Annotated in this window: 18 protein-coding genes; 7 read left to right on the forward strand and 11 right to left on the reverse strand. The window is 64.0% G+C overall.

The genetic code is table 11. From position 1 onward, the window contains the following. Nucleotides 1-16 precede the first annotated feature (16 nt). The 6 genes from AC1D1N_RS02625 to AC1D1N_RS02650 all read right to left on the reverse strand — a co-directional run bounded on the left by AC1D1N_RS02625 (nucleotide 17) and on the right by AC1D1N_RS02650 (nucleotide 7297). On the reverse strand, nucleotides 17-1528 hold the full coding sequence (locus AC1D1N_RS02625) for an ABC transporter ATP-binding protein (RefSeq protein ID WP_477346422.1): 1512 nt from the start codon (nucleotides 1526-1528) through the stop codon (nucleotides 17-19). Between the two features lie 176 nt (nucleotides 1529-1704). Further along, on the reverse strand, nucleotides 1705-2730 hold the full coding sequence (locus AC1D1N_RS02630) for a BMP family protein (RefSeq protein WP_112561261.1): 1026 nt from the start codon (nucleotides 2728-2730) through the stop codon (nucleotides 1705-1707). 108 nt (nucleotides 2731-2838) lie between these two features. Beyond that, nucleotides 2839-3786: an ABC transporter permease gene (locus tag AC1D1N_RS02635; RefSeq protein ID WP_436262292.1), complete on the reverse strand. Its 948-nt coding sequence runs from the start codon at nucleotides 3784-3786 to the stop codon at nucleotides 2839-2841. A gap of 2 nt (nucleotides 3787-3788) precedes the next feature. Next, the gene (locus tag AC1D1N_RS02640; protein WP_477346425.1) at nucleotides 3789-4766 is read right to left on the reverse strand and encodes an ABC transporter permease; all 978 of its coding nucleotides are present in this window, start codon (nucleotides 4764-4766) and stop codon (nucleotides 3789-3791) included. 1 nt (nucleotide 4767) lies between these two features. Beyond that, nucleotides 4768-6237, reverse strand: a complete 1470-nt coding sequence (locus tag AC1D1N_RS02645) for an ATP-binding cassette domain-containing protein (RefSeq protein WP_477346427.1) — start codon at nucleotides 6235-6237, stop codon at nucleotides 4768-4770. A 46-nt stretch (nucleotides 6238-6283) separates the two neighbouring features. Next, nucleotides 6284-7297, reverse strand: a complete 1014-nt coding sequence (locus AC1D1N_RS02650; RefSeq protein WP_112561257.1) for an ABC transporter substrate-binding protein — start codon at nucleotides 7295-7297, stop codon at nucleotides 6284-6286. Nucleotides 7298-7501: 204 nt separating this feature from the next. On the opposite strand from AC1D1N_RS02650, the gene AC1D1N_RS02655 reads away from it, so the two are divergent. The 7 genes from AC1D1N_RS02655 to AC1D1N_RS02685 all read left to right on the forward strand — a co-directional run bounded on the left by AC1D1N_RS02655 (nucleotide 7502) and on the right by AC1D1N_RS02685 (nucleotide 16495). Further along, the gene (locus AC1D1N_RS02655; protein WP_477346429.1) at nucleotides 7502-9916 is read left to right on the forward strand and encodes a glucan 1,4-alpha-glucosidase; all 2415 of its coding nucleotides are present in this window, start codon (nucleotides 7502-7504) and stop codon (nucleotides 9914-9916) included. A gap of 31 nt (nucleotides 9917-9947) precedes the next feature. Further along, nucleotides 9948-10961: a phosphogluconate dehydrogenase (NAD(+)-dependent, decarboxylating) gene (gene gnd, locus AC1D1N_RS02660; RefSeq protein WP_477346431.1), complete on the forward strand. Its 1014-nt coding sequence runs from the start codon at nucleotides 9948-9950 to the stop codon at nucleotides 10959-10961. 22 nt (nucleotides 10962-10983) lie between these two features. Next, a complete protein-coding gene (gene zwf, locus AC1D1N_RS02665; RefSeq protein WP_477346433.1) occupies nucleotides 10984-12360 on the forward strand; it encodes a glucose-6-phosphate dehydrogenase in 1377 nt (458 codons plus the stop codon). Between the two features lie 14 nt (nucleotides 12361-12374). Then, entirely contained in the window at nucleotides 12375-13079 is a 705-nt protein-coding gene (locus AC1D1N_RS02670) for an ROK family protein (protein WP_477346435.1), read from the forward strand. Nucleotides 13080-13292: 213 nt separating this feature from the next. Next, nucleotides 13293-13757, forward strand: a complete 465-nt coding sequence (locus tag AC1D1N_RS02675; protein WP_112561252.1) for a Ros/MucR family transcriptional regulator — start codon at nucleotides 13293-13295, stop codon at nucleotides 13755-13757. A 235-nt stretch (nucleotides 13758-13992) separates the two neighbouring features. Then, nucleotides 13993-15093, forward strand: coding sequence for an aminotransferase class I/II-fold pyridoxal phosphate-dependent enzyme (locus AC1D1N_RS02680; protein WP_477346437.1), 1101 nt, complete (start codon nucleotides 13993-13995; stop codon nucleotides 15091-15093). Nucleotides 15094-15253: 160 nt separating this feature from the next. Beyond that, nucleotides 15254-16495, forward strand: a complete 1242-nt coding sequence (locus AC1D1N_RS02685; RefSeq protein ID WP_477346438.1) for an MFS transporter — start codon at nucleotides 15254-15256, stop codon at nucleotides 16493-16495. A 38-nt stretch (nucleotides 16496-16533) separates the two neighbouring features. Here the strand turns inward: AC1D1N_RS02685 and AC1D1N_RS02690 are convergent, their stop codons facing one another. The 5 genes from AC1D1N_RS02690 to AC1D1N_RS02710 all read right to left on the reverse strand — a co-directional run bounded on the left by AC1D1N_RS02690 (nucleotide 16534) and on the right by AC1D1N_RS02710 (nucleotide 20516). Continuing rightward, nucleotides 16534-17169, reverse strand: a complete 636-nt coding sequence (locus tag AC1D1N_RS02690) for a LolA family protein (RefSeq protein WP_477346441.1) — start codon at nucleotides 17167-17169, stop codon at nucleotides 16534-16536. Nucleotides 17170-17225: 56 nt separating this feature from the next. Beyond that, entirely contained in the window at nucleotides 17226-17489 is a 264-nt protein-coding gene (locus AC1D1N_RS02695) for a YMGG-like glycine zipper-containing protein (protein ID WP_112561248.1), read from the reverse strand. Between the two features lie 186 nt (nucleotides 17490-17675). Beyond that, nucleotides 17676-18392, reverse strand: coding sequence for a glutamine amidotransferase (locus AC1D1N_RS02700; RefSeq protein WP_477346443.1), 717 nt, complete (start codon nucleotides 18390-18392; stop codon nucleotides 17676-17678). A 14-nt stretch (nucleotides 18393-18406) separates the two neighbouring features. Next, nucleotides 18407-18886: a tellurite resistance TerB family protein gene (locus tag AC1D1N_RS02705; protein ID WP_477346445.1), complete on the reverse strand. Its 480-nt coding sequence runs from the start codon at nucleotides 18884-18886 to the stop codon at nucleotides 18407-18409. A 22-nt stretch (nucleotides 18887-18908) separates the two neighbouring features. Then, nucleotides 18909-20516 carry a heme biosynthesis HemY N-terminal domain-containing protein gene (locus AC1D1N_RS02710; RefSeq protein WP_477346447.1) on the reverse strand — a complete coding sequence of 536 codons (1608 nt, stop codon included), beginning with the start codon at nucleotides 20514-20516 and terminating at the stop codon, nucleotides 18909-18911.

Raw genomic sequence — 20516 nt, forward strand, 5'->3', positions numbered from 1 at the left:
TAGGCAACAGCATGGTTCAAGCCCTCCCCTCCGCCCCGGTCATCAACAGGCCGAGCCGCGCGATGGTGGCATCGGCACTGTCGAGTGTGCCGGCGATGCGGCCCTCATACATCACCACGATACGGTCGCAGAGCACCAGCAGCTCCTCGAGATCCTCGCCGATGACAATGATGCCGCAGCCCTTGGCGCGCATGTCGAGGAACTTTTCGTGGATGAAGCGGGCCGCACCGATGTCGAGGCCGCGCGTCGGCTGCGACACGATCAGCACCTTCGGATCGAAGGCGAGCTCGCGTGCCAAGAGCGCCTTCTGCAGATTGCCGCCGGACAGCGCGCCGGCGCGGGTCATCGGCCCGGGGCACCTGATATCATAGGCCTTGATCTGCGCTTCGGCGAAGGCACGGATTGCATCCGGCTTGAGCAGGCCCTTGCTGCTGAACGCCTCGGTGCCGATGCGCGGCAGCACCATGGAATCGGCGAGCGGCAGATTGGTCACCAGCCCGGTTGTCATGCGGTCTTCCGGGATGCGGCCAAGGCCGAGCGCCTGCACCTCTCGCGGCGAGAACCGTGTCACTGCTTTGCCGGCTATCGTCATCGCGCCGGCATCAGGCGCGCGCACCCCGGAAATCACTTCGGCCAGCGCCCGCTGGCCGTTGCCGGAGACGCCAGCAATGCCGAGGATTTCGCCGGCTCGCACCGACAGCGATATATCGCGCAGCGGCGTGCCCGCGTGCCTTGAGGTGGAAATGCCGTCGAGCGTCAGCACCGCCGCACCCGGCGTCGACGGCCCCCTCGCCGGCGGCACGATCTCGTGGCCGCACATCATCTGCGCCATCTCAGACGACGTCGTGTTGGCCGGATCGTCTACGCGGCCCGCAACCCGGCCATGCCGCAGCACCGTGCAGCGATGGGTAAGCGCCCGCACCTCGTTCAGCTTGTGCGAGATGAAAATGATGCCGAGGCCTTGCGCCGCCATCGAACGCAATGCCGAAAACAACCCGTCGACCTCGCTCGGCGCCAGCACCGCCGTCGGTTCGTCGAGGATCAAAAGCCTCGCACCGCGAAACAGCGCCTTGACGATTTCAAGCCGCTGCTGCTCGCCGACCGACAGCGCAGAGACCGGCAAATCGGGGTCGAGCGTCAATCCATGCTGGCGGCTGATGTCAGACAACCGGGCAAGCCCACCGGAGCGATCGATGCGGCCGGATTTGCCTGATATGCCGATGAGCAGGTTTTCCAGAACCGTCAGCCGCGGCGCCAGATGAAAATGCTGATGCACCATGCCGATGCCGGCGGCCAGCGCATCGGCCGAACTGGTGATCCGCACCGGCTCGCCCTGGATGAGTATTTCGCCGGCATCCGGCGCATAGGCGCCGAACAGCACGTTCATCAGCGTCGTCTTGCCGGCGCCGTTTTCGCCCAGCAGCCCGAGGATTTCGCCGGGTGCAACGCTGAGATCGACGGCCTCGTTCGCCTTCACGGCGCCGAAGCTCTTGGTGATGCCGCGCATTTCGATGAGAGGGGCGGACAAGGATGCTCCTGCGCTGATACCCCTCCCCCTCGAGGGGAGGGTGCCGAGCGAAGCGAGGCGGGTGGGGTCACCTCAACCGCCTCGACCTGTGACTTAACAAGATGGAGCACTTCGCAGAGGACCCCACCCGGCCCTTCGGGCCACCCTCCCCTCGAGGGGGAGGGGGAAGCCGGCGCTCAATCCGAGACCGGCGTATTCTCATCCACATCCACCCGGAAATTGCCTTCCAGGATCTCGGCCTTCTTCTTCTCGACCAAATCCTTCACATCCGCCGGCAGCGTCTTGTCGAATTTGTGGTACGGCGCCAGGAACGAACCACCCTTGGCCATGCGCGAGAAATCGCCGTAGTCCTGCGCTGTGAAGACACCGGCCTTGACCAGTTTGATCGCCTGCTCGACCGTCGGGTACATGTCCCAGACCGGGCCGGTAATGACCGTGTCGGGACCGAGGCTCGACTGGTCTGACATGTTGGAAATGGCGTAGATCTTCTTCTCCACCGCCGCCTCGATGACGCCGAAGCGCTCGGCATAGATGACGTCGACGCCGGCGTCGATCTGGGCGACCGCCGCTTCCTTGGCCTTGGGCGGGTCGAAGAAGGAACCGATGAAGGCGACCTTCTTCTTGATGTTCGGGTTGACCTCCTTGGCGCCGGCAAAGAAGGCGTTGACCAGCCGGTTCACCTCCGGAATGCCCATCGCCGCGACGGCGCCGATCGTGCCCGACTTGGACATCTTGCCGGCGATGATGCCGGAGAGATAGGCCGGCTCATGGATCCAGTTGTCGAAGACGCCGAAATTGGGTTCGGCCGGGCCGGCGCCGGAGCCGAACAGCCAGGCGGTCTTCGGGAACTGTTTTGCCGTGCGGCGCGATTCGCGCTCGGCGGCAAAGGCATCGCCCAGCACCAGCTGATAGCCGCCTTGCGCATATTCGCGCATGACGCGGCTGAAATCAGCGGTCTGCACCTTCTCCGACCATTTGTATTCGATGCCGAGTTCCTTCTCGGCCTTCTGCAAGGCGACGTGGATCTGGTTGTCCCACGGCTCCTCGATCGGCGTGGCGAAGATCGCCGCCACCTTGAGCTTCTTGTCCTTGGCGAAGGCGGCAGTCGGCAGCATGGCTGCAACCATGCCAAGCGCTCCGAGTTCCAGCACGTTGCGACGCGACAAGCCGGTCGATTGCGATTTGTTCTTTCGGTTTTCCATCTAGTGCCCCTCTGTTTGACAGCCGTGTCGAGCCGGCTGTTCCGAAATCAGACACGGAACTATGGAACGGGTGCGGACTTTTGTCCACATGGTCAAATTTGGCGCGATTTATCGCGAGGCCTTCTCGCCACCGGCCACAGTGATGACACCGACGATGATCAGCCCGGTCAGCAGCAGACGAACGCCGGCGCTGACGCCGAATGTGTTGAGCATGGTCAACAGCAGCACCAGGAACAGCGCCGCGCCCCAGACGCCGGGAACATTGGCCTTGCCGCCGGCAACCGAAGTGCCGCCGATGACGACGACGGCAATCGAGGCCAGCAGATACTCGTTGCCGATGTCGACATTGGCGCCGCGGAAATAGCCGGCAAGCAGCGCGCCATCGATGCCGCCAAGCGCACCCGACAGCGTATAGGTGAGAAAGCGGGTGCGGCCGACATTGACGCCGGCCAGCCACGCCGCGCGAATGTTCTGGCCGATCGCCAGCACCGAGCGGCCATAGATCATGCGCTGCAAAGCGATGGCAGCAGCAATGGTGAACAGCACGGTCAGGATCGCCAGCACCGGAATGCCAAGGACCTGCCAGTTGGCGAAGTCGGCAAAGCCCGGCGGCGGCTTGATCTGCAGGCCGCGCCCGTAGCTGATGTCTATCGACTGGATGATGAAGCTGGCCGACAGCGTGGCGATGATCGGCGGAATCCTGAGCGCCCAGATCAGCAGATAGTTGACGGCGCCGATGGCAGCGCCGCAGGCAAGTGCTGCAAGCAGGCCGACCACGATCATGGAATCGCTGCCGCCCATCACCTTCATGGCGACGGCGCTGGCAAGCCCGATATTGGCCGGCAGCGACAGGTCGACATTGCCGGGCCCGAGGGTGATGACGAACATCTGGCCGACGCCAACGATGACGGTGAACACCGCCAGCGAAAGGGCTGCCGTGATCATGCCGCCGCCGCCATAGCCGCCAGTGAAAGCGATGGTCGCCAGCCAGACCAACAGCGCGCCGATGAACGACCAGATCCAGGGTTTGGCGATAAGCGATTTAACCAGCGTCATCGCTACCTCTCCCTGCGGCTGATCAGGACGCGAGCCGCCAGCACGATGATCAGGATGGCGCCGTTGGCGGCGACCTGCCAGTCCGGCGGGATGTGCATGAAGGTGAGCAGCGGCGACGCCGCCAGCGCCAGCGTCAGCGCGCCAAGCACGGCGCCGATCGGCGACACCCGGCCGCCGACGAATTCGCCGCCACCGAGAATGACGCCGGCAATCGCCAGCAGCGTGTAGCCATTGCCGATATTGGCGTCGGCCGAGGTGGTGATGCCGATCAGCGCCATGCCGGACAGCACGCCGAACAGGCCGGTCAGCGCAAACAGCACGATCTTGGTGCGCAGCAGCGACCAGCCGGCGCGCCTGAGCGCCGCCGGATTGCCGCCCGAGCCGCGCAGGATCACGCCATAGGAAGTGCGCATCAGGCCGAAATGCACGACCGCCGCGATCACCAGCGCGGCGATGATCGGGAACGGAATGAAGGGCGGCTTGAACGCCATCAACCCCAGCAGCCAGTCCGGCGCCTTGCCGCCGGGTTTGGGCAGGACCAGAATGGCGAGCCCTTGCCAGACGAAGCTCATGCCCAGTGTCACCACGATCGACGGCAGATTGCGCAGATGGATCAGCGCGCCGAGCAGCGCGTAGACGCCGATGGAGCCGAGCAGGATGATCATGCCGATCAGCGGCGCATCCTTCAGCCAGGTCGCGGTGACGCAGCCGACGAAACCGACAAAGGTGCCGATCGACAGGTCAAGCTCATTGCCTGATATAACGAACATCTGCGCGATCGTCGCCAGCGCGATCGGGATCGCCAGGTTGAGCATCAGGCTGAAACCGAAATAGCTGATGGCGCGCGGGTTGAGCCAGGCGATGGCAAGCAGCACCAGCGCCAGCGACAGCGCCGGCAACAGGCTGCGCAGCAGTCGGGCCCGCGCGGCACTGCTGCGCGGCGAGGAAGTTGGGGTCGTGCCGGGAGCGATAGCCGTCATCTCAGGCCGCATCACCGAATGAGGACTGGATGATCTTTTCCTCCGTCAGTTCGTCGCGCGTCAGATTGGCGACGATGCGGCCATTCTTGAAGACATGGATATGGTCGCAATTGTCGAGCTCTTCGGTCTCGGTGGTGTACCAGAGGAAGGTGCGGCCCTTGGCCGCTTCCTCGCGCACGAGATCGTAGACTTCGAGCTTGGTGCCGATGTCGACGCCGCGCATCGGATCGTCCATCAGCACGATCTGCGCATCGGAACCCAGTGCGCGGGCAAACAGCGCCTTCTGCTGGTTGCCGCCCGACAGCGAAAAGATGTTGTTGGCCATGTCAGGCGTGCGGATGCCGATCTTCTGCTTCCAGAATTCGGCAAGCTCGGCCTCGCGCTGCGACGAGATCAGCAGGCCTTTGCGCAGTCGCGAAAGCGAGCGGATGCCTATGTTTTCCGAGATCGACCATTGCGGGAAAATGCCGTCCGATTGGCGGTCGCCCGCCACCAGTGCCACCGGCGCGGTCACTTCGATGCCCGGCCTTCGGCGCGCCGCGGCGGCAAAGATCGCCAGCAGAAGATCGGTCTGGCCATGGCCGGCAAGCCCGGCAAGCCCGATGATCTCGCCGGCACGAGCGACAAGTTCCCTGCCGTCCTCTTGCCGGGCAGGCCGCGCCCGCACCCTGATGGGGCTGTCCACCGGCCTGGCGGCTGCAATCTCCGCCGCGATCTTCTCGCGGGCTTCCGCACCGCCCATCGTCGCCACCAGCCGGTCGCGGTCGAACGCCTTTGCGGCGTCGGCGGCGACCACCTTGCCATCGCGCATCACCACGATGCGGTCGGCATTTTGCAACACCTCGCCCAGCACATGCGAGATCAGGATGCAGCTGCCGCCGGCGGCGACGAAGCGGCGCACGAAGGCTAGCAGCTGGCCGGCCGTGTGTGCGTCGAGCGAGGAGGTCGGCTCGTCGAGGATCACCAGGTCGAGCGGATCGCGCGTCACCGTGAAGGCACGCGCCACCTCGACCATCTGCCGCCGGCCGATCGACAGGTCGCCGGCAATGTCGTCGGCGGAAATGCCGTGATCCGGGAAAATTTCTTCGAGCTTGGCGGCGATAAGATTAGCGGCTTTGCGCCGCCAGCCGAGGCCGGTCAGCGCTGGATGATTGATGCGCGTGTTCTCGGCGATGCTGAGGTTCGGGCACAGCGACAGTTCCTGGAACACGCAGCGTATGCCGAGCGTGAGCGCCCGCGCCACCGAGTAGTCGATTTCCGCATTGCCGCGCACCGCGATCTCGCCACCGTCCGGCCGCAGCGTGCCGGCCACCATATGCATCAGCGTCGACTTGCCGGCGCCGTTATGGCCGACCAGCCCGACGCATTCGCCGGCGCCGACATGAAAGTCGACGCCGTCAAGGGCACGAACGGCGCCGAAATGTTTTTCGGCGCCGTTCAGCCTGATGATGTCGGTATTCGCCTTGAGCATGCTCAACGATATCCGGTCGGCAATGCGGACGGCAACCGGACTTGCATCACTTGATATTGGCTTTGATCGCCGCGATGGCTTCTTCCTGCGTGTATTCGTGGGTGGCGACGCCGCCTTCCTTGATCTTCGGCAGCGCGGCCTCGAAATCGTCCTGGGTGAAGGCCAGATACGGCACCAGGAGATCGTGCGGAATATCCTTGCGGCCGTCGAGCACCTGCTGCGCCACCCAGAAGGCGAGCGTCGACACACCTGGTGCGATCGAAGCCGACCAGGTCTGGTAGCCGTCCTTCTCCTTCTGCTCCTTCCACCATTTCAGCTCGTCCTGCCGATTGCCCATGATGATGGTCGGGCGCGGCTTGCCGGCGGCGGCGAAGGCTTGCGCGGCGCCATAGCCGTCACCGCCCTGGTCGACGATGCCGACGACATCCGGCAGCGACGGCAGGATCGTCGCGACCGCCTTCTGCGCCGTCGTCTGGTCCCAGTCGCCGGTCACCGACCCGACGATCTTGAATTCGGGATGGGCGGCGACGCCTTCGAGGATGCCGGCATGGATGGCGTCGTCGATCGACGTGCCGGCAAGGCCGCGGATTTCAAGCAGATTGCCGCCCTTGGGCTGGAACTTGGCCATCTGCTCGACTTCCTGCTTGCCCATGTCCTTGAAGTCGACGACGACGCGGTAGGCACAAGGTTCGGTGACGATGCCATCGAAAGAGACGACGACGATGCCGGCGTCGCAGGCCTGCTTGATGGCGCCGTTGAGCGCATCCGGCGAGGCGGCATTGATGACTATGGCGTCATAGCCCTGCAGGATCAGGTTCTGCACCTGCGCTGCCTGGGTCGGCACTTCCTTGTCTGCGGTGGTGAAGATGTCGGCGGCGCCAACGATCTTGTCCTCGACCGCCTTCTTGGTGACGATGCCGTAGCTGTCGAGCATCGCCTGGCGCCACGAATTGCCGGCGTAATTGTTGGAGAAGGCGATCTTCTTGCCGCTGGTGTCGGCCAGCGCCGTGCCCGAGGCGAGCATTGCCGCAAGCGCGCTCAGGACGAGCAGTTTCTTCATGTCATTATCCTCCCATGGATTGTCGGCCCCGCCGACTGTTGCTGATGATTTTGGCGTTGGCTGCCTGTTTTTTATCTATTCTCAGACAAATGCAGATGCGCCCGCTTGTCAACTGCGATCGGCCCCGCTTTGGCGATCAACTTCAGGTGCGATGATTGAAAAGCCTTCATGTGCTGGTCTAGGGAAGGGTCGAGGAGACCATGCATGGCAGCGACGCCGCCCACCCTAGCCGAAGGCGCGCCCGGAATTCCGGCGCGCTGGACGTCGAGCGCCAAGAGCGGCGTTGGCGCAGCGCTGTCGCCGGCGAGCCGCATCTGGTTCACGCTCAGCCACGGCATCGTCAACGAGGTCTATTATCCCGGCCTCGACAGCGCCTGCACGCGCGACATGGGGCTGCTGGTCACCGGCCCCGGCGGCTGGTTCTCCGAGGAGAAGCGCGACGCCACCCACGTCATCGCGCCGTTCGAGGACGGCGTGCCCGCCTACCGGCTGGTCAACTCCACAGCCCGCTACCGGATCGAAAAGCGCATCGTGGCCGATCCGGCGCACCCGGCTCTTTTACAGGAAACCAGTTTTACGGCGCTCGAAGGTAATGCCGCTGACTACCGGGTCTACGCGCTTTTGGCACCGCATCTGGTCAATGCCGGCATGGGCAACACCGCCTGGGTCGGCGAGCACAAGGGCAAGCCGATGCTGTTCGCATTCGGGCGCGGCACCTGCCTGGCGCTCGCCTCGTCGCTGCCCTGGGCCGATTGCTCGGCCGGTTATGTCGGCTTTTCCGATGGCTGGCAGCAGCTCAGCCGCGACGGGCGCCTCGATCCGGCCTGTCAACGCGCCGAGGACGGCAATGTCGCGCTGACCGGCGAGATCGGCTTTTCCTCAGGCAACAGCAGGGCCTTGCTGGCGCTCGGCTTCGGTTCGACGCCGGACGAAGCCGCCAAACATGCTGCCGCCAGCCTGAAGCGCGGTTTTGAGCCTGCCGCAAAGGCCTATGTCGCGAAATGGCAGAAATGGCAGGCTGGGCTGCTGCCGCTCGACCACCATGATGCATCCGGCCTCAACACCTACCGCGTCAGCACAGCGGTGCTGGCGACGCACCTGTCGCTGGCCAAGCCCGGTGCGGCCGTCGCCAGCCTGTCGATCCCCTGGGGGTTCAGCAAGGGCGATGACGACCTCGGCGGCTATCACCTGGTCTGGCCGCGCGACCTGGTCGAGACCGCCGGCGGCTTCCTCGCCGCCGGCGACTCCGCGCAGGCGTTGCAGATCCTCACCTATCTCCGCTCGATCCAGCAACCGGACGGCCACTGGCCGCAGAATGTGTGGCTTGACGGATCGCTTTATTGGCCGGGCATCCAGATGGACGAATGTGCCTTCCCGCTGCTGCTGGCCGATGCGCTGCACCGTGCCGGACATCTGCCGCGCGCCAAACTCGCCGCTTTCATGCCGATGGTCGAGAAGGCGGCGTCCTATGTCGTGCGCAACGGCCCCGTTACCGGGCAGGACCGCTGGGAAGAAGATGCCGGCTACAGTCCGTTCACGCTTGCCGTCGAGACATCGGCGCTGCTTGGCGCCGCCGATCTGTTCGAAGCCTCGGGCATGGCGGAGCCGGCTAACTATTTGCGCGAGGTCGCCGACTGCTGGAACGACCAGATCGAGCGCTGGACCTACGTCAGCGGCACGCCGGAGTGCCAGAAGGCCGGCGTCGACGGCTACTACGTCCGCATCGCGCCAGTCGACGCTTCAGGCGCCGCATCGCCGAAGGACGGCTTCGTGCCGATCAAGAACCGGCCGCCGGGCGATACCGACAAGCCGGCCGAGGCGATCGTCAGCCCGGACGCGCTGGCGCTGGTCCGATTTGGCCTCAGAGCCGCGGATGATCCGCGCATCGTCGACACGGTCACGATCATCGACGCGCAATTGCGCTGCGACCTGCCGCAAGGACCTCTCTGGTATCGCTACACCAGCGACGGCTATGGCGAACACGCCGACGGCGCGCCCTTCGATGGCACCGGCGAGGGCCGCCCCTGGCCGCTGCTCGCCGGCGAACGCGCCCACTACGAATTGGCCGCCGGAAACAAGGACAAAGCGGCAAGCCTGCTCAAGACATTCGAGGCGTCCGCCGGGCAAGGCGGCCTGCTGCCGGAACAGGTCTGGGACGGCGCCGATTTACCCGAGCGCGAATTATGGTTGGGCAAGCCATCGGGCAGCGCCATGCCGCTGGTCTGGGCACATTCGGAGCACATCAAGCTCTTGCGTTCGCTGCGCGACGGCGCCGTCTTCGACATGCCGCCGCAAGGCGTTAAGCGCTACATCGAGGGCAAGATCGGTTCGCCGCTCAGGATATGGCGCTTCAACAACAAGCTGCGCACGATGCAGGCCGGCAAGAGCCTACGCATCGAATTGCTGCAGCCGGCGCTGATCCGGTGGAGCGGCGACCATTGGCAGACCATCCACGAAATCGACACAGCCGAAAACGCTCTGGGCGTTCATCTGGCTGACTTGCCCGTGGCCGATATTCCGCCGGGTAACACCATCGTCTTCACTTTTTTCTGGCCCGACGGCAACCGTTGGGAGAATGTCGACTTCACCGTCGGCATTGAAGAACTAACTCGCCAGTAATTTTCTTTCCTCCAGCGACTAGGACAACACCATGCAGATCGGAATGATGGGACTGGGCAGGATGGGCGCCAACATGGTGCGCCGCCTGATGCGCGACGGCCATGAATGCGTCGTCTACGACATCAACCCGGCAAGCGTTGCCGGCCTGGTCGCCGACGGCGCCATCGGCGCCGCCTCGATGGAGGAGTTCGTCGGCAAGCTGTCCAAGCCGCGCAGCGCCTGGCTGATGCTGCCGGCGGCAATCACCGGCAAGATCGCCGACCAGGTGGCAGCACTGATGGAGCCCGGCGACATCATCATCGACGGCGGCAACTCCTACTACCACGACGCGGTCGACCAGGCCGCCGAGCTGGCAGTCAAGGGCCTGCACTATGTCGATGTCGGCACCAGCGGCGGCGTCTGGGGCCTGGAGCGCGGCTACTGCCTGATGATCGGCGGCCCCGACGTTGCGGTCAAACATCTGGATCCGATCTTCGCCACGCTGGCGCCCGGCGCCGATGCCGGCGCCACGCCGGACAAGGCTGCGGGGACCGCACCCTTCGGCTATCTGCATTGCGGACCGAGCGGCGCCGGTCATTTCGTCAAGATGATCCACAACGGCATCGAATATGGCGTCATGGCCGCCTACGCCGAAGGCATGAACATCCTGAAATCGGCCAATGCCGGCAAAAGGCAGCGCACCGCGGATGCCGAGACCAGCCCGCTGGAAAATCCGCAATACTACCAGTTCGACATCGACCTGCCGCAGGTCGCCGAAGTCTGGCGCCATGGCAGTGTGATCGGCTCCTGGCTGCTCGACCTCACCGCCGGCGCGCTGAAGAGCGACCCGGGGCTGGCCCAGTTCGGCGGCCGCGTCTCGGACTCCGGCGAGGGACGCTGGACACTGAAGGCGGCGATCGACACCGGCGTGCCGGCGCCGGTGCTGTCCTCGGCGCTGTTCGACCGCTTCTCCTCGCAAGGCGAATCCGAATTCTCCGACAAGCTTTTGTCGGCCATGCGCTATGCCTTCGGCGGCCATGTCGAGAAGCCGAAGGCCGGCAAGTGAAGCCGACAGGGGAGACGAACGCATGAGCCAGGACCGGTCCGACACGCTGGTGCTCTTCGGGGCAACCGGCGACCTCGCCCACAAGAAGATATTTCCCGCCCTTTACCAGATGGTCGCCAAGGGGACGCTGACCGAGCCGGTGATCGGCGTCGCCTTCGACGCCTGGGACATCAAGCAGCTGCAGGCACGCGCCCGCGACGGCATCGTCAACGCGCTCGGCAAGATCGACGAAAAGATCTTCGCCAAATTCGCCAATTTGCTGCGCTATGTCAGCGGCGACTACCGGGACGGCGCGACCTTCGCAAAGCTGAAGACCGCGCTCGGCTCGGCGCAGCGGCCGCTGCACTACATGGCGGTGCCGCCAACCATGTTCGAGACGGTGGTTCAGGGGCTGGAACAGTCCGGTACCGCCCGTGGCGCGCGTCTGATGGTGGAAAAGCCGTTCGGCCACGATCTGCAATCGGCACGCTGGCTGAACCGGGTGTTGCATCTGGTGTTTGACGAGCAGTCGATCTTCCGCATCGACCATTATCTCGGCAAGGAAGCGATCCAGAACCTGCTCTATTTCCGCTTCGCCAATTCCTTCCTCGAGCCGATCTGGAACCGCAACTTCGTCGAGAGCGTGCAGATCACCATGGCCGAGGATTTCGGCATCGATGGCCGTGGCCGCTTCTATGACGACGTCGGCGCTATCCGCGACGTGATCGAGAACCATCTGCTCAACATCCTTTTGCTGCTCGCCATGGAGCCGCCGGTCGGCCGCTCCGCCGACGACCTGATCGACGAGAAGGTGCAGGTGCTGCGCGCCATCCGCACGCTGACCAAGGACGACGTCGTGCGCGGCCAGTTCACAGGCTATCTCACTGAGCCCGGTGTGAAGCCGAACTCGCCGGTCGAGACCTTTGCCGCGGTGCGCTTCATGGTCGACACATGGCGCTGGCGGGACGTCCCGTTCTTCATCCGCACCGGCAAGAACATGCCGGTGCATGTGACCGAGGTGATCGTGCGGCTGAAGCGGCCGCCGCTCGACGTCTTCGACCCGATCAAGCCTGGCGACGCCAATTATGTCCGCTTCCGCATCGACCCCCAGGTGGCGATCTCGATCGGCGCGCAGCGCAAGGCGGCCGGCGACGACATGGTCGGCGAGCAGGTCGAACTCACCGCGCTTGACGACTCGAAGAGCGACATGCCGCCCTATGAGCGGCTGATCGGCGACGCCATGAACGGCAATGGTCAGCTGTTCACCCGTCAGGACGCCAGCGAACTCGCCTGGCGCATCGTCGGCCCGGTGCTTGGCGACACCACGCCGCCGCATATCTACGAGCCGAAAACCTGGGGCCCGGCCGAGGCGATGGCCTCATTCGGTCCGCCCAACGGCTGGATCAATCCGACCAAGTGAGCGGAGGAGACGACATGGCCAAGGCAGCCAAGCCCGCCACGACCGGGGCCGAACCGGTCGTGCTGACGATCGATGTCGGCGGCTCGCATGTAAAAATCCTCACCAGCGCCGGCGGCGAGCCGCGCCGCGCCGATTCCGGACCGGACCTGACGCCGCAGCAGATGGTCGCCACGGTGAAGACGCTTGCCGAGGGGCTGGCCTATGACGTGATCTCGATGGGCTACCCCGGCCCTGTCAGGAACAACAAGCCGTCGCTCGATCCCGCCAATCTCGGCAAGGGCTGGGACGGCTATGACTTCGCGGCCGCCTTCGGCAAGCCGGTCAAGGTCGTCAACGATGCGCTGCTGCAAGCGATCGGCAGCTACGATCGCGGGCGCATGCTGTTCCTCGGTCTCGGCACCGGCCTCGGCGCGGCGATGATCCTCGACAATGTCGGCCAGCCGATGGAGCTGGCGCATCTGCCTTACCGCAAGGGCCGCAGTTTCGAGGACTATGTCGGCGAGCGCGGCCTGGAGAAATACGGCAAGAAGAAATGGCGCAAATACGTCTTCGACATCGTCGAGCGGCTGCGTGCAGCCCTGCAGCCGGACTACATCGTCATTGGCGGCGGCAATGTCGACAGACTGGATGAATTGCCCGCCAAATCGAGGCGCGGCGATAATACGCGCGCCTTCGAGGGCGGCTTTCGACTATGGCGCGACAAGGCGCTGATCGTCTGATAGTATTAAAATTCAGTATAGTTGTTCAAAATGACGTGTGATGCGATGCGAAGTATTGCGTTACGCAGATTTGGCGATTAGAGCGGTTGCACCGGATGGAATCATCTGGGTGCAGCGGTACAAATGCGGCAAGACAAATGACTAGAGCGGATTTCCGGTTCCGCTGGGACAGCTCTGGGAGTTTCCGCCACCCCCTAGCGACGGAGAGATAAATTGGCCGACGACAGCAACGACTCTGACAAGGACATCGACCTGCTCGAACTAACCGCCCATATCGTGTCCGCTTACGTCGAGAAGAACCGCTTGCCCGTTGCCGGCCTGAGCGATCTCATCGCCAGCGTTGCGGCATCGATCGGCGGGCTCAGCCAACCGCCGGCTCCGGTGGCGCCGCCGCAAATCCCAGCCGTCAATCCCAAGCGGTCGGTGACGGCGGACTACATCATCTGCCTCGAAGACGGCAAGAAATTCAAATCGCTGAAGCGCCATCTCGGCGTCCATTTCAACCTGACGCCGGAAGCCTACCGCACCAAATGGGGCCTGCCGGCCGATTATCCGATGGTTGCCCCCAACTACGCGGCGTCGCGCTCCGAGCTGGCCAAGTCGATTGGCCTCGGCCGCAAGGCCGCCGCGGTCGCACCGGCCAAAGCCAAGGGTCGCAAGGCCAAAGTCCCGGCCTGATCATCGGTGTCTCGGCGCTGAGCCAACAGTTTGGGTGACTGGAACAGAAGCCTGCCGGCGAATGAGCTAGAGCATGATGCCGAAAAGTGTGAAGCGGTTTTCGGACGACATCATGCTCTCTCTTTGATTTAGAGACGGATTCAGATTTCAGGGCGAAAAGACCTGAAATCATCCGGCTCTAGGCAGGCTTCATGCTTTTGTGGCTTGGATATCAGCGCAAGCTAGGGGAGCGGCCATGAACTACGCCAGAATGGTGATCGAGAAAGAGGCGCCGGAGGAATACGGCTACGACCGCATTCGGTTCAATCTCTCGGAAAGCTCGATCGCCGATCAAAAACTCTCCGACATCGGCCTGTCGCTACCGGACCTCACTTTGTTCTATGGCGAGCATCGTGGTGACAAGGAGTTGCGGGCGCTGATCGCGGCGCAGGACAAAGGCATCTCCGCTGACGATGTACTGGTCACGGCCGGTGCGGCCGGCGCGCTGTTCATCATCTCGACCTCGCTTTTGTCCGAGCGCGACCACCTCGTCGTCGTCCGGCCGAACTACGCCACCAACATCGAGACCCCCAAGGCGATCGGCTGCGCCATCTCCTATGTCGACCTCGACTTCGACAGAGGTTTTGCCATCGATGTCGACCGCGTCGCGGCCCAGCTGCAACCGAACACCAGGCTGATCAGCGTCACCTGCCCGCACAACCCGACCGGGACGATGATGGGCCGGGCCGATCTCGATGCGCTGATTGCGCTCGCCGAAAGCCGCAACTGCCATCTGCTGGTCGACGAGACCTATCGCGACCTCTCCTACGGACAGCGCCTGCCGGCGGGCGCTTCGCTCAGTCCCAAGGCCATCAGCGTCTCGTCGCTGTCGAAAGCCTTCGGCATTCCCGGCATCCGCATCGGCTGGCTGATCACGAGGGACGCCGAACTGCAGGAACGCTTCCTCGCCGCCAAGGAGCAGATCGGCATTTGCGGCAGCGTCATCGACGAAGGCATTGCGCATGGCATGCTGGAGCGCCGCGACGCCTTCCTGGCCGCACTGCTGCCCGAAATGGCCAAGCGCCGCGACATCGTCCAGGCCTGGATCGACCGCGAGCCGCTGGTCGACTGGGTGAGGCCGCAAGGCGGCGTCGTCGGCTTTCCCAAGCTTAATGTCGATGCCGGCTTCGACCTCGACCGTTTCTACGTCAATCTGCTGGAAAGCCACGGCACCTATGTCGGCCCGGGCCACTGGTTCGACATGCCGAAGCGGTTTTTCCGCATCGGCTTCGGCTGGCCGAAAGAGGCCGAATTGCAAGGCGGCCTCGACGCCATCTCGGCTGCGCTGAGGCAGTAACTTCGCCGCGCAGTCGGGCGGATTGATCGAAAAACTCTTGATCCAGGCCCGATTATAACGCATACGCGCCCCGAACTTTGATACCTCTCATTGGCCGGAACAGCGCCCATCTCCGGGAAGTGCCCCGCTGGCCAGTGCAAATCGCAACGGGGCCATATCCATGACATCCCATTCCCACACGCCGCCGGACCAGCGCTACGCCGCTTTCCGCCACCGCTCCTTCCTGAGCTACTGGGCGGCGCGCTTCCTCACCACCTTCGCCACCATGATCGTGTCCGTCGCCGTCGGCTGGCAGATCTACGATCTGACACGCGATCCCTTCGATCTCGGCATCGTCGGCATCGTCCAGTTCCTGCCGTCGCTGCTGCTTGTGCTGGTCACCGGCGTCGTCGCCGACCGTTTTGGGCGCCGCCTGATCATGGCGCTGGCGACCGTGACCGAGGCGGGCTGTGCGCTTGTTCTGTTGTATTTCACGCTGCGCGGCCTCGTCAGTCCGCTGCCTATCTTCGTCGTGCTGGCGCTGTTCGGCATGGCGCGCGCCTTTTACGGCCCTGCCTCGTCGTCGCTGTTTGCCAATCTGGTGCCGCCGGAGGATTTCGGCAATGCGATCGCCTGGAACTCATCGGCCTGGCAGACGGCGACCATTGTCGGCCCGGTCGCCGGCGGCCTCCTCTATGGCGTCTCCGCCGAAGCCGCTTACGCCACCGCCTCCGTGCTGATGCTGGTGGCCGGTCTGCTGATCCTCACCATTCCCAAGCCGGCCCAGCGGAGCGTCACCGACAAGCCGACGATGGAAACTTTGTTTGCCGGCTTCCGCTACATCTGGAGCGAGAAGATCGTGCTCGGCGCCATCTCGCTCGACCTCTTTGCCGTGCTTCTGTCGGGCGCCTCGGCGCTGCTGCCGGTCTATGCCCGCGATATTCTCGAGCTCGGTCCCTGGGGCCTCGGCCTGCTGCGCTCGGCGCCCGGCATCGGCGCCATCTGCGTTGCGGTCTGGCTGGCCGGGCACCCGCTGCGCGACAATGCCGGCAAGATCATGCTCGGCTTCGTCGCAGGCTTTGGCGCCTTCACCGTGCTGTTCGGCGTTTCCACCATCACCTGGCTGTCGATCCTGGCCCTTGCCGGCCTCGGCGCCACCGACATGTTCAGCGTCTATATCAGGGAGACGCTGATCCAGCTGTGGACCCCGGACGAGGTGCGCGGCCGCGTCAACGCCGTCAACCAGGTCTTCGTCGGCGCCTCCAACGAAGTCGGCGAATTCCGCGCCGGCACCATGGCGGCGCTGATCGGCACGGTGCCGGCAGTGGTGATCGGCGGCATCGGAGCGATTGCCGTCGCCGGCCTATGGGCGGTGCTGTTTCCGCAGCTGCGCCGGGTGCGGCATCTCAACAGCAGCAACTGATCGAGCGCGCCGGCTTCCACGGTCAGTCGCGCTGCCGACTATTTCGTTTTGGTATTGAATTCACGGTTTGCCGCATAGTCGATAGTGAAGGTACCCGGAGGAGCGCGAACGCCCGTCCTCACGTTGGATATTGTGACTGTCGTGGTAAGGCCCCTTTCGTCAGTGAGGCTCCATCTGCGTAGATCGAGCGACTCCCTGTCAAACACCATAATGATATTCGAATTGCCGAAGACCGACTTGTCGGCCAGCTTGACGATCACTTGGGTGCCATCGTCTCTGATGCTTTTGAGGCGATTGCCGGAAAAGTTGACCTGGTTGTCGAGGAGCAGCTTAAGCGGCGTCTTCGAAAGAGCATAAAGCCGCGATGTCTTGAGCTTCTTGTTATAGACCACCAAGGATTTTCCATCTGCAATTACGCTGATCCCTGATTGGCCTGCATAGTTGAAACGAATCTTGCCCGGCCGCTGGAGAAAAAATTTCCCTTTGGTCCTTTCCGCTCTTGGGCCCGACTGGACAAAGTCCCCGGACATCGACTTTACCGATGAGAAGTGATCGGCAATCGCCTTCGCTTCTACAGGTGCGGCCGAGACCGCGGTCGTAAGTTCGACGTTTATCGCGGCAGCGCTGACAACGGCAAACCAGAAAGCCAGCAGTCTTTTGATTCTATATGCCATTCAGTTATCCTACCCCGAGCAGGCGCGTGATCTAAAGAGGTCACGCGCCTTTGAGATCAGTAGCCGTCCGGGCACCGTGCAACGTACACTCGACCGTACTGATCGCGATATCTGCACTGGCCGGCTTCGCTGGCGTGCCCGATGACCGCTCCGGCTAGCGCTCCGACCGCGCCGCCAACAACCGCTCCTTTCACCGGGTCGCCGGCCACTGCTGCGCCTACAGCTGCGCCACCCAAGCCACCGACGGCAGCGCCTTGTTCGGTGCGGGAGCATGCCGCGAGCGGAACGAGTAGGCTCAAAATGAGCAGCGTCTTCTTCATTGGTTCTCTCCTGAGGCCATTGTTAGCCGAAGCTTAAATGCGCCACGGAGTTTTTCGATCCATCGATCCAAGCTACGGAACCCTCGCAACGTTTGCACCTGTGGGCTGCGCTCGCCTTTTCACGCCTCGGCAGACGTAAGTCGTCTTTCGGTCAAGCTCGGCCGTTCAGAGTAATTGGACTTTACTCTATCCCTCGGTAGGCTTGCCGAAGATCAGCTGCAAAAACTCGCTCAGCCAGCGCTTGAGGTGCATGTCCCAGATCAGCCGGCCACCGAGATGGTCGCGGCCGGGCTGCGCGCCGGGCAGCTCGAAACGGTTCGCTCCTCGCACCACCCAGCGCTGCATCATCAACCGGGTCAGCTCACCATGAAACTGGATGCCCCAGGCATTGCCGCCATAGCGGAAGGCCTGGTTGGGGTAGGTTTCCGCCGTCGCCAGAAGCGTCGCATCCCTGGGCAGCGAAAAGCCTTCGCGGTGGAACTGGTAGACCATGTCGGGCCAGTGCATCAGCTTTTTGCCGGCTTCGGTCGGCATCAGCGGATACCAGCCGATCTCGACCAGCCCCTCGCCATGCCCTTCGACCTTGCCGCCGAGATGGTTGGCCAGCATCTGCGCACCAAGACAGATGCCGAGGAAGGGCCGGTTCTCGCGCAGCGGCACATTCAGCCAGTTGGTCTCGCGGCGGACGAATTCATCCTCGTCATTGGCGCTCATCGGCCCGCCGAACACGACTGCGCCGGCATGCAAATCCAGTGTTTCCGGCAGGCTGTCGCCGAGCGGCGGCCGACGGATGTCGAGATCGAAACCTTCCTCGAGCAGCATGTGGCCGACCCGGCCGGGGCTCGAAGTCTCCTGATGCAGCACGATCAGGATTTTCGGTTTCGAGCTCGGTCTAGGCGGCATGGAGAGCTGGGATCCTATTCGTCGCTCGACGTTCCGCTGGCCCCAGGCGCGGCGGCGGCCGCCTTGCGGCGCGCCTCGACGCGATCGTGGCGCTCGACGCCGATCAGTTCGGCGACGCGCCAGACCGTGTTGTCTTCCAACTCATGCAGTTCGCCGTCGGCATAGACGATCTCCCACATCAGGCCGATGAAGCCCTTGCGCGCATCAGCATCGAGATGGCGTTTCAAGACGCTGGTAAAGGCATAGAGGTCGATCGCCTCATTGTCGGCGCGCTCGCCGGCTGCAGCCAGCGCATCGAGCTCATCGCCGCTGATCGAATAGCTCTGCGCCAGCACCTGCTTGAACCGCTCCCACTCGACATCCTGGCGCACGCCGTCAGCGCTCATCACATGATAGAGCAAAGCCGAAGCGGCAACGCGCGGATCGTCGGCATTGGCGCGAGCCCCCGCGCCGGCCGGCAGGTCTTTCAGAAAGGACAGAACGCGTTCGAACATGGTGCTCACATCAGGTCAGGGTTCAAAACAGGCGGAACCGGCGTGGTGATTTCTCCGCTTCGTCTTCGGGGTCGACGCCGGGGTCGTCTGGCAACCGGATAACCTCCTCGGCCGGCTCGACCGCTTCGCTATCCATCGGCACGGCAGCAAAAGCTGCGGCGGTGACCGGCGTGACATGGTCGTCGCCCACCACAGACTTCGGCTCAATCGGCGCCTCGCTGGTCGTTCTGGCGACGGCCGGATGCTCGACAACCTCGGCCTCCTTTGCCGGCTTGGCCGGTGCCGCAAGCACCGGCACCTCGGCTGCCGGCGCGTCCTCATGGCTGTCGATGAGCTGGCCGAGCCGTTCCATCGGTGCGCGCCAGGTGAAGGCGTCGAGCTTGCCGCTGACCGGCGACACCGGCGCCCAGCGTTCGGAGACGACGCCGTCAGCAACCCAGGCCGGATCGCGCGGCGCCCTGACCGCCTTGGACAGCAATTGCCTGATCTTGCCCTGGTCGCCGGTCTCGGCCTCCTCGATGTCGGCCAGAAGCAGGTAGGCGCCTTCGCGACGGTCGATGCGGATCGCCGCTTCGGCCTCGCGGCGGGCGGTGGAAAAATCCTGCGCGTCGAGCGCGGCGCGCGCCACCGTCATCGACGATTCGGCATTGTTGCGCTTCAGCTCTTGCAGCTTCTTCGCCCGGTTCAGGCGGTCGACCACCGCATCGCCCGGCCTTGCATGCGTGTAGAGCTCTGCGATCTCCGGATGCGGCTCAGCTTTCCAGGCTGCCTCGAGTATCTTGGAGCCTTTGCGCACGTCATTCTGCTTGAACAGAAGATTGGCCGCCGCAACCGCGGCCGGTGCGAAATCGGGCGCCAGCTTGTTGGCCTCGACTGCCGCTGTCTTCGCCGCGTTAGGGTCGCTGTCGGTCAGCGCCTGCGCCTTGGCGGTCAACAGCACAGCGCGGCGGCGATTGGCGGCGTCGCGTTCGATCTGCCGCGTCGACTTCTGCGCCTCGACCAGTTTCAGAGCGCTATCCCAGTCGCCGCGCCCGGTCAGGTCTTCGAGTGTCGATTCCGCGGCCCAGGCCAGTTGCGGCGCCACGGCAGCGGCGCGGCCGGCATAGTGGCGCGCTGCGTTGCGGTCGCCCAGCCGCTCGGCTTCGAGATAGAGCCCGCGCAAGCCGAGCAGCCGCATTTCGGGATCGTCGAGCATCGCCTCGAATTTCTCGCGCGCGCCCTCATGGTCGCCTTCGAGCAGCGAGGCTTGCGCTTCGAGCAGATGGATCAGCGGTTCCTGGTCGGACCGGATCAGCTTGGCCGCTTCCTTGGTCTTCTTGCGCGCCAGCGCGCCATCGCCGGCGCCGGCGGCGATCATGCCGGTCGACAGCGCCTGGTACCCACGGTCGCGGCGGCGCACGCGGAAATAGCGCGAGATCGTGTACGGGCTGTTCCACAGCGACTTGATCAGCCACCAGACGATCATCACCGCAGCGACGACGGCAACGATCGCCACCGCCGCCACCATCAGGCTGACCTGGTACTGATAGCCGTTGAAGGTGACGACCATCTCGCCGGGACGGTCGGCCAGCCAGGCAAAACCCAGGCCGAGCGCGAAGACGGCGGCGAGAAAGGTGAGAATGCGGATCAT

It is taken from the genome of Mesorhizobium sp. P2_B5, assembly GCF_056404775.1.

What these genes read in the sequence shown, in the direction of transcription:
- AC1D1N_RS02635 (WP_436262292.1), bottom strand. Translation starts at nt 3,786, where the DNA reads ATGACGCTGGTTAAATCGCTTATCGCCAAACCCTGGATCTGGTCGTTC.
- AC1D1N_RS02655 (WP_477346429.1), top strand. Translation starts at nt 7,502, where the DNA reads ATGGCAGCGACGCCGCCCACCCTAGCCGAAGGCGCGCCCGGAATTCCG.
- AC1D1N_RS02690 (WP_477346441.1), bottom strand. Translation starts at nt 17,169, where the DNA reads ATGGCATATAGAATCAAAAGACTGCTGGCTTTCTGGTTTGCCGTTGTC.
- AC1D1N_RS02710 (WP_477346447.1), bottom strand. Translation starts at nt 20,516, where the DNA reads ATGATCCGCATTCTCACCTTTCTCGCCGCCGTCTTCGCGCTCGGCCTG.
- AC1D1N_RS02630 (WP_112561261.1), bottom strand. Translation starts at nt 2,730, where the DNA reads ATGGAAAACCGAAAGAACAAATCGCAATCGACCGGCTTGTCGCGTCGC.
- AC1D1N_RS02685 (WP_477346438.1), top strand. Translation starts at nt 15,254, where the DNA reads ATGACATCCCATTCCCACACGCCGCCGGACCAGCGCTACGCCGCTTTC.
- AC1D1N_RS02645 (WP_477346427.1), bottom strand. Translation starts at nt 6,237, where the DNA reads ATGCTCAAGGCGAATACCGACATCATCAGGCTGAACGGCGCCGAAAAA.
- AC1D1N_RS02705 (WP_477346445.1), bottom strand. Translation starts at nt 18,886, where the DNA reads ATGTTCGAACGCGTTCTGTCCTTTCTGAAAGACCTGCCGGCCGGCGCG.
- AC1D1N_RS02695 (WP_112561248.1), bottom strand. Translation starts at nt 17,489, where the DNA reads ATGAAGAAGACGCTGCTCATTTTGAGCCTACTCGTTCCGCTCGCGGCA.
- zwf (WP_477346433.1), top strand. Translation starts at nt 10,984, where the DNA reads ATGAGCCAGGACCGGTCCGACACGCTGGTGCTCTTCGGGGCAACCGGC.
- AC1D1N_RS02700 (WP_477346443.1), bottom strand. Translation starts at nt 18,392, where the DNA reads ATGCCGCCTAGACCGAGCTCGAAACCGAAAATCCTGATCGTGCTGCAT.
- AC1D1N_RS02650 (WP_112561257.1), bottom strand. Translation starts at nt 7,297, where the DNA reads ATGAAGAAACTGCTCGTCCTGAGCGCGCTTGCGGCAATGCTCGCCTCG.
- gnd (WP_477346431.1), top strand. Translation starts at nt 9,948, where the DNA reads ATGCAGATCGGAATGATGGGACTGGGCAGGATGGGCGCCAACATGGTG.
- AC1D1N_RS02680 (WP_477346437.1), top strand. Translation starts at nt 13,993, where the DNA reads ATGAACTACGCCAGAATGGTGATCGAGAAAGAGGCGCCGGAGGAATAC.
- AC1D1N_RS02670 (WP_477346435.1), top strand. Translation starts at nt 12,375, where the DNA reads ATGGCCAAGGCAGCCAAGCCCGCCACGACCGGGGCCGAACCGGTCGTG.
- AC1D1N_RS02640 (WP_477346425.1), bottom strand. Translation starts at nt 4,766, where the DNA reads ATGACGGCTATCGCTCCCGGCACGACCCCAACTTCCTCGCCGCGCAGC.